Source organism: Enterobacter sp. LM3 (assembly GCF_046622475.1).
Classification (GTDB): domain Bacteria; phylum Pseudomonadota; class Gammaproteobacteria; order Enterobacterales; family Enterobacteriaceae; genus Enterobacter; species Enterobacter cloacae_P.
The window spans coordinates 189,572-203,813 of the sequence record NZ_JBJURN010000006.1; the positions used below are offsets into that span (position 1 = coordinate 189,572).

General features: G+C 49.8%; 13 protein-coding genes. 8 read left to right on the top strand and 5 right to left on the bottom strand.

The features are described from left to right. Positions 1-96: 96 nt before the first annotated feature. From ACJ9N4_RS09815 to catA, 4 genes are all read left to right on the top strand, one after another. Positions 97-1,482 carry an FAD-binding oxidoreductase gene (locus ACJ9N4_RS09815; RefSeq protein WP_182918501.1) on the top strand — a complete coding sequence of 462 codons (1,386 nt, stop codon included), beginning with the start codon at positions 97-99 and terminating at the stop codon, positions 1,480-1,482. 481 nt (positions 1,483-1,963) lie between these two features. After that, positions 1,964-2,458: a molybdopterin-dependent oxidoreductase gene (locus ACJ9N4_RS09820; protein WP_182271281.1), complete on the top strand. Its 495-nt coding sequence runs from the start codon at positions 1,964-1,966 to the stop codon at positions 2,456-2,458. Between the two features lie 17 nt (positions 2,459-2,475). Continuing rightward, positions 2,476-4,407 (top strand): putative bifunctional diguanylate cyclase/phosphodiesterase, encoded by a 1,932-nt coding sequence (locus tag ACJ9N4_RS09825; protein WP_411500433.1) that lies wholly within the window; start codon positions 2,476-2,478, stop codon positions 4,405-4,407. Between the two features lie 182 nt (positions 4,408-4,589). Beyond that, on the top strand, positions 4,590-5,267 hold the full coding sequence (gene catA / locus ACJ9N4_RS09830; protein WP_182271283.1) for a type A chloramphenicol O-acetyltransferase: 678 nt from the start codon (positions 4,590-4,592) through the stop codon (positions 5,265-5,267). A 116-nt stretch (positions 5,268-5,383) separates the two neighbouring features. On the opposite strand, the gene yajD is transcribed toward catA, so the two are convergent. Continuing rightward, on the bottom strand, positions 5,384-5,731 hold the full coding sequence (yajD, locus tag ACJ9N4_RS09835) for an HNH nuclease YajD (protein ID WP_182271284.1): 348 nt from the start codon (positions 5,729-5,731) through the stop codon (positions 5,384-5,386). Positions 5,732-5,902: 171 nt separating this feature from the next. Here yajD and ACJ9N4_RS09840 point away from each other — a divergent pair, with 171 nt between their 5' ends. The 4 genes from ACJ9N4_RS09840 to ACJ9N4_RS09855 all read left to right on the top strand — a co-directional run bounded on the left by ACJ9N4_RS09840 (position 5,903) and on the right by ACJ9N4_RS09855 (position 10,216). Then, positions 5,903-6,850, top strand: coding sequence for a zinc-dependent alcohol dehydrogenase family protein (locus ACJ9N4_RS09840; protein WP_182918500.1), 948 nt, complete (start codon positions 5,903-5,905; stop codon positions 6,848-6,850). 440 nt (positions 6,851-7,290) lie between these two features. Then, entirely contained in the window at positions 7,291-7,653 is a 363-nt protein-coding gene (mdtJ, locus tag ACJ9N4_RS09845; protein ID WP_182271286.1) for a multidrug/spermidine efflux SMR transporter subunit MdtJ, read from the top strand. Then, a complete protein-coding gene (mdtI, locus tag ACJ9N4_RS09850; protein WP_182271287.1) occupies positions 7,640-7,969 on the top strand; it encodes a multidrug/spermidine efflux SMR transporter subunit MdtI in 330 nt (109 codons plus the stop codon). Before mdtJ ends, mdtI begins: the two co-directional genes overlap by 14 nt. Positions 7,970-8,053: 84 nt before the next feature. Further along, positions 8,054-10,216, top strand: a complete 2,163-nt coding sequence (locus tag ACJ9N4_RS09855) for an EAL domain-containing protein (protein WP_411500434.1) — start codon at positions 8,054-8,056, stop codon at positions 10,214-10,216. A 1-nt stretch (position 10,217) separates the two neighbouring features. Here ACJ9N4_RS09855 and ACJ9N4_RS09860 read toward each other — a convergent pair whose 3' ends face one another. The 4 genes from ACJ9N4_RS09860 to ACJ9N4_RS09875 all read right to left on the bottom strand — a co-directional run bounded on the left by ACJ9N4_RS09860 (position 10,218) and on the right by ACJ9N4_RS09875 (position 14,232). Next, positions 10,218-11,039, bottom strand: coding sequence for a trypsin-like serine peptidase (locus ACJ9N4_RS09860; protein ID WP_182271289.1), 822 nt, complete (start codon positions 11,037-11,039; stop codon positions 10,218-10,220). A gap of 277 nt (positions 11,040-11,316) precedes the next feature. Further along, a complete protein-coding gene (gene asr / locus ACJ9N4_RS09865; RefSeq protein WP_411500435.1) occupies positions 11,317-11,865 on the bottom strand; it encodes an acid resistance repetitive basic protein Asr in 549 nt (182 codons plus the stop codon). Positions 11,866-12,043: 178 nt separating this feature from the next. Continuing rightward, positions 12,044-12,586 (bottom strand): thioredoxin fold domain-containing protein, encoded by a 543-nt coding sequence (locus ACJ9N4_RS09870; RefSeq protein ID WP_182271291.1) that lies wholly within the window; start codon positions 12,584-12,586, stop codon positions 12,044-12,046. 161 nt (positions 12,587-12,747) lie between these two features. After that, positions 12,748-14,232 carry a carboxypeptidase M32 gene (locus ACJ9N4_RS09875; RefSeq protein ID WP_182918498.1) on the bottom strand — a complete coding sequence of 495 codons (1,485 nt, stop codon included), beginning with the start codon at positions 14,230-14,232 and terminating at the stop codon, positions 12,748-12,750. Positions 14,233-14,242: the final 10 nt, after the last annotated feature.

The following is a 14,242-nucleotide window of genomic DNA, read 5'->3' on the forward strand; positions in this document are numbered from 1 at the left end:
CACAGCCAACAAACTTTCCATTAAATACCCTTCAAACCATCAAAATTTGTGAAATCCATCATAATTAATAGGGGTATTCAATGGTAGGGGATAATCATGAAGGAGTTACTCAAGGTACATATCGACGATTTCAAAACGCACTTCCAGGGGGAAGTGATTCTTCCAGACGAGGCAGGCTACGACGAGGTACGCCAGATCTGGAACGCAATGATCGACCGCAAGCCCGCGCTGATCGCCCGCTGCACGTCACCTGATGATGTCGTTCAGGCCATCGAATTCGGGCGAACGCAAAATCTCCTCATTTCGATCCGCGGGGGTGGACACAATATCGCGGGCAATGCCGTGTGCGACGGCGGTTTGATGATCGACCTCTCACTGATGAAGAGAGTGGAAGTGGACCTGGCAACCGGTAGGGCCAGCGTTGAACCTGGCTGCACCCTTGGCGATTTTGATGAAGTGGTGCAGGCATACGGCCTTGCCACGCCCTTGGGCATCAACTCGACCACCGGTGTGGCCGGTCTGACACTCGGCGGCGGGTTCGGCTGGCTGAGTCGCAAGTACGGTATGACGATAGATAACCTGCTCTCCGCGGAGGTCGTCACGGCAGATGGCAGGCAGCTGCACACCAGCGAATCAGAAAATTCGGATCTGTTTTGGGGGCTGCGGGGAGGGGGTGGCAACTTCGGTGTTGTTACTCGTTTCGAATTCCAACTCCATCCCGTCGGGCCGAACGTACTGAGTGGGCTCATTGTTTTTCCGTTTGATCAGGCAAAGCTCGTGATCACGCAGTTTGCCCGATTTACCGAGACGATGCCGGAAGAGCTGAATGTCTGGATGGTCACGCGCAAAGCACCTCCGCTACCTTTCCTGCCAGAGGATGCTCACGGGAAAGAGATGGTCGCGCTCGCTTTGTGTTATGTGGGCGACCCTAAAGAGGGCGAGAAGCTTATCGAGCCACTGCGTGGGTTTGGCACGGTGCTCGGCGAGCATATCGGCGTTCAGCCCTACACCGCCTGGCAGCAGGCATTCGATCCCCTGTTGTCAAAAGGGGCACGTAACTACTGGAAGTCGCACAACTTCTCGCAACTCAGTGACGGCGTTATTGATACCATCATTGAGTACGCCGCCAGATTGCCGTCACCTCAGTGTGAGATATTCATCGGGACAATTGGAGGCCAGACGGCCAGGGTCGCGCCTGAGGCAATGGCCTACTCAAGCCGGGATGCTAATTACGTGATGAATGTGCATGGTCGCTGGGAGTCGGCCGCCGAGGATGAACACTGTATTGCCTGGGCGCGTGAATTCTTCGCTAAATCACAACCATTTGCCAGCAGCGGTGCATACATCAACTTCCTCACTCAGGAGGAGGCTGATCGTATTGCCTTCGCTTACGGTGCGACCTACCATCGACTCGTGGAGCTCAAGACTCAGTACGACCCAACGAACCTCTTCCGGATGAATCAGAACATCAAACCGGTATAAGGCCAGGTATTGCGCCTGACAACAGTATGTAGCCGACACGCTACGCATACTGCGGTTGTTAAACGTTAGGCGCAGTAACAAGGCATCTTTATTGACCATGTCGTTGCCAGACGGCACCCATTTTGAGGTTGTGATGGATATCAGCTTCATCCTCATCTGGAGTAGTAATGTTATCGACAATGCCCCGGAAATCTCAAAAAGTGCGTGGAACTAAAACGGGTATGCCTACATGAGGCAATATCAATCAAGGCGATCATTTTTTAAACGTAACAGAGATTATTCAGGCAACTTTAGCTTGTCTCAAAAAATGAAGCATCATTCGACTATCAAACACCCTATCATCACTAACATCTAATTGCTTGATTATACTATTATTTAATGAAAAGAAAGCTATAAAACTCATACTATCCAACAAAATACATAAACTAGTGTGATATCTAAATTATAATTCTTATACTTCTGGTAAAAAGTGGAGGCTAAAATGAGACTAACCCTAATGCTGTTATGCTGTCTGGTACAGAGTTTAGCCTGGGCTGGCGAACTGCCGAAACCCGTCGGTAAACCCATTTTAACGATTTACGGTAATATACAAAACACGAATGAAGATGGAAAAGCAGTGTTTGATCTCGCCAGCCTTGAAAAACTAGGCCTGGTGAGTTTCCAGACGACGTCCCCCTGGTATAATGGACTTACTAAGTTTGAGGGTGTTCCAATGAGCAAACTCATGGATTATGTTGGTGCAAAGGGTTCTGTCGTTAATGTTATTGCGCTCAATGATTACTCTACCGTCATACCTTTCAGTGATTTCAGAAAATACAACGCCATACTTGCCTTAAAGATCAATGGCGAATATATGAGCATCCGCGATAAAGGTCCATCATTCATTGTATACCCCTATGACAGTCTTCCTGAGTTGAATAATCAGATTTATTACTCGCGTTCAGCATGGCAGGTTAGCAAAATGAAAATTGAATAGCAGTTCAGGAGAACATAATGAACAGGATACTGGTTGGTATCATTTTTTCTCTTTTTCTCACGACAGGATATATTGCATTTCTTGTTTATGCTCAACAGCAAGAGTTGCAAAAACTGACTCACTACACTGAGTCCTGGTCCGTGGCTCAACTGGTATCAGAGTATTACCGATTTGAATCATGGCTTGGTCTATACGCAACCGATACCGATAACGTTACGATAGACCAGGCCCGCATGCGTCTCGACATTATGCTAAGCCAGAGCGATTTAATGAAGGGGGGAGATTTAGGTCGCTATATTGAAAACGATAAAATGCATCAAGTGCTCGCTGCACGTCTGGAGAAAATGCTTGCTTATCTGGATGGTAATCTTGAAAAAATGAGCCATTCAGAGCTACAAGCATACCTTAAAAGTATGCATATGCTCGATGCGCCGCTAAGTCAACTTTCTGCAAATGCGTTAATGAAAAACATTAACACGATTAATGAAGCCAACAATAAAACACAAATTCTTTATTATATTTATTCTGCACTTTCGTTACTCCTGGTGATATTAAGCTTCATTCTGGGCTTTTTAATGATTTATCAGAACAAAAATATTCTCAAAGCACATCTGCAGGTTAAAAGCCTTGCTGACGAACTTCAGTTATCAAAAGAAACACTGCAGATTCAGAATTCGAAGCTGGAATATGATGTTTATCATGATTCCCTCACTGGCATGAAAAACCGCCTTTACTTCTGGGATGACCTCAATGAAATTATTCTTCAGGCAGATAAAAACCACATTCCTGTCACCGTGATGTTATTTGATTTAGACCGGTTCAAAGAGGTTAACGACACCTATGGCCATGATACCGGAGATTTACTGTTGAATCAGGTATCCAGGCGACTCACCTCAATGAGCAGCGTTTCAGATACGTTTTACCGCTTGGGCGGAGACGAGTTTGCACTTCTGTCCAGTGGCTTGACCGAAAATGCGGCTGTTTCACACGCCAAAGAAATCAGTAACTATATCAGTCAACCCTATACGATTAATAACCAACTGATAAAAATTGCCACCTGTGTGGGTATTGTTTTATCCGATAATGAACGACGTTCTGATTATCTTTATAAATTTGCCGATCTGGCCCTCTACGAAGCCAAAAAAGAAGGTTCGCAACAGATAAAAGTCTTCCGTCAGTGGATGCTGCAAAGGTTGCAGGAAAGCAGAACCCTTGAACATGATATGGCACTGGCGATCGATAACAATGAATTCGTTGTTTATTACCAGCCTATTGTCGATTCATTCAGCAATGAAGTTTACGGCTACGAAGCGCTTATCCGCTGGATACACCCTGTGAAGGGGATATTGTCCCCGGATTACTTTATTTCTGTTGCTGAAAAAACAGGGATGATCAATGGGATTGGCAAAACAGTGCTTGAACTTGCCTGCAGGGAAGCGGTTTCCTGGGCGGTTCCGGCAAGGATCTCTGTGAATGTCTCACCTGTTCAGCTGGGCACTAAATCGTTTACTACGATGGTGCAGTCCATCCTGAAAGAGACAGGACTACCGGCTAGCCGTCTTGAGTTAGAGGTTACAGAGTCTTCGCTCTTCAGTGATAGCAACATACCGATCAATATTCTCAAAAAGCTAAGATCGCTGGGTGTAAAAATTTCCATTGATGATTTCGGAACGGGGTATTCGTCGCTCTCAAGGCTGAGTGAACTTAATTTTGATAAAATTAAAATAGACAAATCCTTTGTGAATCCTATATCCACGAAAGATGATGCACTTAATATCGTTAAATTGATTACCGGCATGGCAAAGAGCCTCAATATGAGGGTTATTGCAGAAGGTGTTGAAACCCAGGAACAGCTTGAACGTCTTCAGGCGCTTGGCTGCGATCTCGTACAGGGATACCTGTTCGGAAAACCACAGTCTGAGATTGACAGAAAGATTCGAGGCGGTTGAAATGGTGTCTGGCCCAAAACCATTTTTTGAGCAACGTGTGGCTGGCTGCAAGGTGTTTATACTGGAGACGTGATGGTTAAGCTGTTGATCACCGGAAGTATTAAGAAAGACGGTAGCCTGAGCGTCGAAGACTCTTCAATTTTCTATTATCAAATATATGTTTGCTAAGCAAAGGTTAACAAATGAAAAAAACAACCCCAGAATATACACCTGTTGACTTATCTCGTTGGGCTCGGAAGGAGCATTTCGAAGTGTTTCAGTCATTTGCTCAATGTACAATTAACCAGACTGTCCTGGTAGATATTACCGCGCTGCTAAAACATATAAAAGAGGTTGGCTGGAAGTTTTACCCGACTATTATTTTCCTCCTTTCTAAAATCGTAAACAGGCATTCGGAGTTCCGTATGAACATGAAGGACAATGAGCTTGTTATATGGAAGGATATTCATCCAAGCTATACAATTTTCCATAATGAAACGGAGACCTTTTCGTCATTATGGAGTCACTACGATGGCAATATCCATCACTTCCAGAACGTTTATTCAGAAGACGTTGCACGCTATGGAAATAACCTTTCTTATTGGCCTAAGGAAGAGTCTCGGGAGAATGTGTTTTTCGTATCGGCTATTCCCTGGGTAAGTTTTACCAGTTTTAATATGAACATTGCTAACATGCAGAACTTTTTTTCCCCCATGTTCACTCTCGGAAAATACTACGAACAGGATGGAAAAATATTGTTGCCTCTCGCCGTTCAGGTACATCATTCCGTGTGCGATGGTTTCCATGTGGCAAGATTGTTCAATGAGTTACAAGAGATGTGTGATGCCTTACCGCATCAGTCAGAGGAATTTAATGCCTGATGCGCCAGAAGTGTCAGTATCCCGGCAAAATTGGCCATTGAATTGTAGAACGCACAGCGCATCACTGCCCATGTAACCGACGCGGGCAGTTATGCCATGAGCAGGAGCCTTTAACGTTATTTTTTCTTATTCAGCATCGATTTCAAATCAGCAAATGGATTATACGTTGCTGTACCCACATCTTTCTGCGCGTCCTCTCCGGCCACAACGGTAGTACCGTACTGATCCGCCTCTGTGTATTTTGAGTGCTCGTGGTCGTGGCAATACAGGCACAACAGCTCCCAGTTGCTGCCATCTTCCGGGTTGTTGGTATGATCGTGATCGATATGGTGAACCGTGAGTTCACGGAGATTGGAATACACAAATTCCCGCGAGCAGCGCCCACATACCCAGGGGTAAATTTTTAGTGCTTTTTCCCGGTATCCGCTTTCCAGTCGGGCGTAGTTTTTGGGGATCAGTGCCATGCTGAGTTACCTGTTGTGAAAAGAGAAAATTTTACCATATCTCCCCCGATGGAACAGAGGGAGAACCAATTTTGATATTCAGGGAGCAATACGATCTTCGTTCATTACGCCGTGACCTGTCAGCGCAGAAGCGCTAAGCTTTGCCGCCTGACTCTGTACAGCGAGATCGTAATGGATAACCTGGCTCTCTGGTATCGTCGTTTTGGCGAACCGGAATCTGTTCTGCAACCTGAGGCTGGACCACCTGGCGAGCTGATGCCGGGAAATCTCCGCGTACGTATGCTGTTTTCTCCGATCAATGCATCCGATCTTATTCCCATCACCGGTGCGTACCGCCACCGGACACCGTTGCCGGCAGTGGCGGGCTACGAAGGTGTCGGTATCGTGACGCAGGCACCCGCATCGTTTGCGCATCTGTCAGGCTGCCGCGTCCTGCCGTTGCGGGGGCAGGGTACCTGGCAGCATGTTGTCGATTGTCCGGCAGAGTATGCTATCCCGGTTCCGGAACACATCGATTCGCATCTGGCCGCACGGGCGTACATCAATCCGCTGGCGGCACAGATGATGTTGACCCGCTATTCACCTCAGAATAAGCAGGTGCTGCTAACCGCTGCCGGCTCCGATTGCGCGCTTCTGCTTGGTCAGTGGGCGCTGCGGGCAGGTGCGGAGGCGGTGTACGGTATTCACCGTTCTCCCATTCATGCTGAGCGCCTTGCCGCGGCAGGCATTATCCCCCTTGCGCAACACGACACGCAGGCAGTGCGCGCCGTTGCCGCGCGTGCTGACGTGGTTTACGACGCCACAGGGGGAGCGCTGGCGGAAACGATCCTGAGCGTGATGCCCGTGCAGGGGACATTTGTCTGTTATGGGCTGCTTTCCGGGCAGATATTCCGCCAGCGGCAGGCCTTACCGCGCGTGGAATGGTTTCATATTCGCAACTATCTTGATGCACTGAATGTTGAGGCGTGGCAGGACGAATTTTGTCACATCTGGCCTAAGCTGTGTGCCAGTCAGTATAGCGATGTCACAGTATACCCGCTGGCGGAGTGGAAGGCGGCACTGAACGCTTATCGGCAGGCCGGGAGGTGCAGTAAACCTGTATTATCGATGGACATCTGAAGGTGAAAAAACATCGTCAGCATAATGTTGAGTGATATTTTATTTATAATAAATGCGAAAACCATTTCAACAAACTAACCGAAATCGCACCGGATGGGTAAAGAATTGCAAAGGCTTTGAGTAAAATCCTGGCTTATGGTACAAATCAGGAGTGTTCAACTACCGAGGACAATTTTCATCCGCAAAGACGAGAAGCAACACCGCGGATAATTGTAATTTTATGGACAATGTGTTCAGGACGTATTTTTTTAAAAACACCGCTGTATTTTCCACATCTCTTTACCCTCTGTCTGGTGAGCAACACTGGCGCACCGCGCTATAGTCATACCTTCTGCCTGAGCTGACGCTATGCGTTTAGCTATCTGATTTAATTTCATATTTTTTGGGTTTGCTGCACGCAGCGAGCCTTGATGGATTATATTCTCAAGCAGGAGAAAAACATGTTTTACTGGATTTTACTAGCTCTGGCGATCATCACTGAGATTACCGGCACGCTCTCTATGAAATGGGCAAGCGTCAGTGATGGCAACACGGGTTTTATTTTAATGTTGGTGATGATCTCACTGTCCTATATTTTCCTCTCATTTGCAGTCAAGAAAATAGCGCTGGGTGTGGCTTATGCACTGTGGGAAGGCATTGGTATTTTGTTGATTACGTTGTTCAGCGTCTTGTTATTTGATGAAACGTTATCCACGATGAAAGTTGCCGGATTAACGACCCTGGTAGCAGGTATCGTGCTGATTAAATCAGGTACACGTAAACCGACAAAACAGCAGAAGGAGCAGACCCATGCCGCAGTTTGAGTGGATCCATGCGGCCTGGCTGGCGCTCGCAATCGTTCTGGAAATTGTGGCTAACGTCTTTCTTAAATTCTCAGATGGTTTTCGTGGTAAATTCTACGGCCTGATGTCGATTGCTGCCGTGCTGGGGGCGTTCAGCGCCTTGTCCCAGGCGGTAAAAGGTATCGATCTTTCGGTGGCATATGCGCTATGGGGCGGTTTTGGTATCACCGCCACGCTGGCGGCAGGTTGGGTGCTTTTTGGTCAGCGTTTAAATAACAAAGGCTGGATAGGGTTACTGCTGTTGTTGGCGGGTATGATTATGATAAAACTCGCCTGAAACCATCATCGCCATTATTTACAGGCAGCGAAATTCGCTGCCTGTATTACGCTTAGAAAAGTAAAACTTTGAAGAGGATGGCGAATGTACCGCACATTAAGCTGGCACAATATCCCCACAGCAAAAACGTTGTTTATCATGATATTCATGGCGGGGATCGGCTTAATCATTTCCATCGTCGCACTGCTTTATCTTTCCCTGCATCTCATCAGTAGCAAAACCAATGAAATTGATGAACATCGCTCAGCACTTTCTGTGCAGGGTGCCATCGAGACGTCGGTCACTCGTGTCTCCTCCCTGGTCATTGATAATGCCGTCTGGGACGATGCGGTGCGCGAGGTTTACAGCCCCAGGCTTGATACGCAATGGCTGTACAACACCTGGGGGGCAGGTTTTAAAATCAATAATCTCTATGACGGCACGTTTGTGCTGGATGAAAAATTTAACGTGATTTGGGGCTCGTTCCAGAGCCAACCCTTTAATGAAACGAATCTCGACTTTTTCGGCAATGGCCTGAAGGCGCTGATTGACCAACACCGACGAGCCTTATCCAGCGACAAGAATATCTATGCCGGGATCACCCGAACACGAAACGGTGTTGCTTTCGTGGGGATTGGTCTGGTCCGGCCGATGATCGGAAGATTACAGGTTAACGGAGATACCCGGCGTTATCTGGTGATTACCCGCCATCTGAACGACAAGATATTATCCGATCTGGGCGAAACGTTTCAGATTGATAACCTCAACTATACCGCTGACAAAATCAATAACCTGAGTATGCCGCTGCACAGTTCGGCAGGGGAACTTCTGGGCTATCTCAACTGGCAGGCGCGCCTTCCCGGTGCTCAGGCAGCCCGTGCTGCATCATCCGATATTACGCACATTGTGGTGCTGGCGGCAGCGCTGATCCTGCTGTTTATTCTGGTAAGTAGTGTGGGTCTGTACAAACTTGCCAGGGGGGAAAGCCAGGCGCGGCTGGTGGCGAGAACGGACTGGTTAAGCCATCTGCCGAACCGCCGTGCGTTAATTGAAGCGCTGGATAAAGTGAGTTTGCGCGGTGATATTGACGTGAAAAGCGTCGTGTTTATCGATCTTGACGGCTTTAAGGATGTGAATGATGTGTATGGCCATAGCGTCGGCGATGATCTCATCATTAAGATAGCAAAAGAGCTGAATGCGCGGATCCCGTCTGGTGGGATGCTGGCGCGAATGGGGGGCGATGAGTTCGCCATGACCATTGGCGGCGACCGCGCAGAAGCGCTGGCGGCCGCATTTGCCGGGTCAGTGCTTGATTTCCTCAATACACCGATTCGCCTGGGTGAGCGTACTATCCATATTGGTGCCAGCATCGGCATTGCCAGCGGAACGCTGATTGAATGCACCACTTCCGAGCTGTTCCGCCGTGCCGATATCGCTATGTATCACTCCAAAATTACCGGAAAAGGGCGTGTCACGCACTACGATGCGGAATTAAACAGCGTTCGGGAACGCCAGCTGGCGATTGAAAATCAGATCCGTAATGGACTGGAGCGCGATGAGTTTGAGGTCTGGTATCAGCCGATTATTGATGCGCGCAGCCAGAAAATGAGCAGTGTGGAAGCACTGGTGCGCTGGCCGCGTCGCCCGGGTGGGGAGCTTGGCCCGGATACGTTTATTACCATTGCAGAGACCAGCGGTCTGATTTACAAACTGGGGCAGTTTGTTTTGCATCGGGCCTGTCAGGATCTGGAGCCTTTCGGTGAATTAAAACTGTCAGTTAACATCTCTCCGGCACAATTTCGCGATCCCGAATTTGAAGACAAAGTGGCAGACGTGTTGAAGGTCACCCGGTTCCCGGCGACCAGACTTCAGCTTGAGGTAACGGAAACCTATGTTCTGGAAAATCCGGAGCGTGCCCGCATGGCGATAACCAACCTGAGAGCGCTGGGAACGGCGGTGGCGCTGGATGATTTTGGTACGGGCTATTCGAGCATTGGCTACCTGCGGCGTTTTAATTTTGACACCATCAAGATAGATAAATCGCTGGCCGGGCTGGTGGATAACGACGAGCAGGCGGCGGCTCTGGTGAGTGGAACGGTACGGATCGCCAATGCCCTGGGGATGGCGGTGGTCGCCGAAGGGGTGGAAAACGAGAAACAGATGAAACTGCTGCGGCTGGCTGGTTGCGATCAGTTGCAGGGGTTCTGGTTCAGCCAGCCGATGCCAATTGAGGCGATTATGGCATTACGCCAGGTAAGACAGTGCTAACCTATTGTTGTGCCAGTGCATCCAGCTTGTCGCGAAAACCGGTCACCGACAAGGCCCGGTTATCGGCCCGATATCTGTCTTTGGCGGCCGGGGCGGAGCTTTGCACCCCAATCAGCTGCCAGCCATTCTCCGTTTTTAACATCAACGGTGAGCCGCTATCACCCGGTAACGTATCGCACTGATGTGAGAGCACGCTATTTTGCGCCCAGCCCGTCACAATACAGTCCGTGTGGGTGTAAAGCGCATCCAGATGATCGACAGGGTAGCCTGACTGCGTCACCTTACGGTCGGCGGCTTTCAGCGCGGCAGTCAGCGCAGCTTTATCCCCGTCGAATAACGGTAGCGGTGTAATGCCAGACGGCGGGTAGCGCAAGACGACCAGGCCAAAATCCCAGGAGGCTGCAGCGGGGGGCACTATCCAGCCATCGCCATCAGGTTTCAGGCGTTTGCCGAGGGAAGGATCAACCCGGCCTTCAATACCGTGGATTTCATAGCGCCAGGTGCCTTTTTGCGACACAAAACGCAAGGCAACGGCTTTATCCGGCTTACCGTTCGGCGGTGTCAACAGGCAGTGGCCCGCCGTCAGTGCAAGTTGAGGGGTAATCAGGGTCGCGGTACATAAGTTACCGCTGGCGGTTTCCAGTTGCCCGATGGCATCCCAGGGAGCCTGGGCAGGATTAGCGACACGCGTGCGGTCATCATGACCAAAAAACAGCGTCTTTAGTTCTTTGGCGCTAATGGTGTCATCACCGCCATCATCCGCATGCAAGAGCCCAGAAAAAAGACCAAACGTTCCCAGTAACAACACAACAGATTTACGCATATCACACTCTGGTGGGGGTAATTATGATTATTAAAAGTGAACCCTATGGAAATACTATAGACGGGACAGCGTTAAAGTGGGAGTAAAATCAGCGTGCTACAATCAGGAAAGATAAAAATGGCTTGCGATGAGCGCGCATAAAATAAGCAGAATAAGAATGAGCTCAAACCGATAGCGCCGCAGCATACGCCCTCCGGATAAAAAAACGGCGCTGTACCTTTCCGGTTCAGCGCCGGTTTACCAACGTGCCCCGAAGGGCACGGTTAAGCTTGTACTCTTACGCAGCTGGCTGTGCAGCTGGTTTAGCAGCTTCGTGTTTTACTGCTTTTTTGTGATGCTTTTTAGCAGCCTGAGCTTTCTGTTCTACAGCAGGTTTTGCTGCTTTTTTGTGGTGCTTTTTAGCAGCCTGAGCTTTCTGTTCTACAGCAGGTTTTGCTGCTTTTTTGTGGTGCTTTTTAGCAGCCTGAGCTTTCTGTTCTACAGCAGGTTTTGCTGCTTTTTTGTGGTGCTTTTTAGCAGCCTGAGCTTTTTGCTCTACAGCGGGTTTTGCTGCTTTTTTGTGGTGCTTTTTAGCAGCCTGAGCTTTTTGCTCGGTTGGTGCTGCGGCTGCTGGAGCTGCTGCTTCTTTTGTTGCAGTTGCTTTGTGTTTTGTAGCGGTTTTGTGGTGTTTCTTATGGTGAACTGTTTTCGCTGGAGCAGCGGTGGTTGCAGTTGCAGTTGCAGCAGGCGCTGCAGCAGGTGTTGCGGTTGCAGTAGTTTCAGCAGCAAACGCAGCAGAAGACAGACCCATAGCAGCGGCAACAACCAGAGCTAATACTTTGTTCATTCTCATACCCTCGAATTTGTTTTTTCATTTAACCCCACTGCGGGGCCGTTGAAAGAACTATATCCCTGTAAAACCGAGGTTTCCGTGAGTGATTGGTATCGGCGTGTAACGTAATGTACAACGGGCAGGAACGGTATGTACGAACGAGGCTACACCAGCCTGTTCGTACACGTCAGGGCTATTTCTTCAGTGTGGCCAGGATAGCTGCCGGCGGCTGACTGCCGACAATCGAACGCGGCTCGGGCTCGATCACCACCATGAATGGTGTGACGCGGATGCCCATCCTTTCTGCCAGCGCGGACTGGCGCGTAACCAGGTCAGAACAGGCTGGGGTCGTGTCGTTATCCGGTAAAAAACCCGCCATCGCTTTTTGCAGGCTTTTCACCTTATCGGTGGAACACCAGACGCGTCCCATATCTTCAATCACGGAATCGCGAATGGAATCGGGCGCAACGGTCAGAAATGACATCGTCAAACCGGCGTCCGTATACTGCTTAACGTTTTTCACCACATTACTGCAGTAGATGCACTGGTTATCAATAAACACCAGCAGTTTGTACTTTTCCGTGGGAGCCTGAAACGTGATGGGCTGGAGGTCGGCCAGAGAGTGGGTAATGTCGTCGTACGCTTCTTTTGGTGTGTTATCCGTGGCGGCTAAGGTACTCACACTCGCCGTACACAGCATGGCTAACGCTATCGTTTTGATTATGCCTTTCATCATTCATCCCTTTATATATTTTTTAACCCTGGCCTGATAACAGTTTTATTGTGTGACCAGGAAAAGAGTTAATACATCAGGCGAGAGTGTAATGATATGCACAAAATCATATTCTTATTGCGTAGCGGGAGAAGACGCTGCCGGAGCATGCTCCGGCAGGTGAATTACAGATAGCGCGAGGTCAGGTGTTCACGGAAATAACGGATGTTCAGATCTTCACCTGTCGCCAGGGTAATCAGCTGTGAGGTGGTAAAGCGGCTGCCGTGCTGCCAGATGTTCTGGCGCAGCCAGTCGAACAGGGCCGAAAAATCGCCATCAGCAATGGATGCCTGCAGATCCGGCAGCGCCGTTTTCGCGGCATGGAACAACTGGGCGGCGTACATTGCACCCAGGGTATACGATGGGAAGTAACCAAAACCACCGTCAGTCCAGTGGATATCCTGCATACAACCGTTGCGGTAGTTGTCTTTGGTGGATAACCCGAGCCAGGCCTGCATTTTCTCGTCCCACAGCGCCGGGATATCGTCGACCTCGATGTCACCGTTAATCAGCGCCCGTTCAATCTCGTAGCGCAGCACCACATGCGCCGGATAGCTCACTTCGTCTGCATCGACGCGAATATAACCCGGCTTTACCCGCTGGTTCCAGGCGATAAAGTTTTCTTCGCTGAATGCGGCCTGGCTGCCAAAGCGGGCCTGGACGGCAGGGAGCAGATGTTTCAGGAAGGCATTGCTGCGCCCGAGCTGCATCTCAAAGAACAGGCTCTGGGATTCGTGGATTGCCGTTGAGCGTGCCAGCGCAACAGGTTGGCCAGCCCATGCACGCGGCAGGTTTTGTTCATAACGGGCGTGTCCGGTTTCGTGAACCACGCCAAAGAGGGCGCTAAGCAGCTCCTCCTCGTCATAGCGTGTGGTAATTCGCACATCTTCCGGTACGCCGCCGCAGAACGGATGCGCGCTGACGTCCAGGCGACCGCCGTTAAAATCGAAACCGAGCATTTTCATCGCTTCCAGCCCCAGTTCACGCTGCGTGGCGGTCGGGAAGGGGCCTTGTGGCGGAACGAACGATTGCTGAGACTGTTTTTCCACCGCGTTAGCCAGCAGATCCGGCAGCCAGGATTTCATGTCGCCAAACAGTACGTCCAGGCGAGCGCTGGTCATGTCCGGTTCAAAAATATCCAGCAGCGCGTCGTAAGGTGAACAGCTTTTGGCCTCAGCACGCAGGCGAGCCTCTTCGCGGCTGAGTTTGACCACCTCTTTCAGGTTTGCGGAAAACCCGTGCCAGTCATTCGCCGGGCGCTGGGTACGCCAGGCGTGTTCACACTTGCTGCCCGCCAGCGATTTGGCTTCCACCAGTGATTCAGGCAGCAGCGTGGCTTGCTGATAATGGCGCGTCATTTCGCGCAGATTGGCCTGCTCAATGTCATTCAGATCTTCGCTCGCGGCAGCAGCCAGCCATTCGCCCATTTTTTTGTCGGTCAGGATTTGATGTTGCAATACGCTCATTTCGGCCAGCGCTTCGCTACGCGCGGCACTGCCGCCTGGCGGCATCATGGTGAACATATCCCAGCTGGCGATGGAGGAGAGGTGCGAGAAGCGGGAGAGACGCTGGTAGGTGCGGGTGAGTTGTTGGTAGTTGTTGTTTTTCATGAAGTCCTCG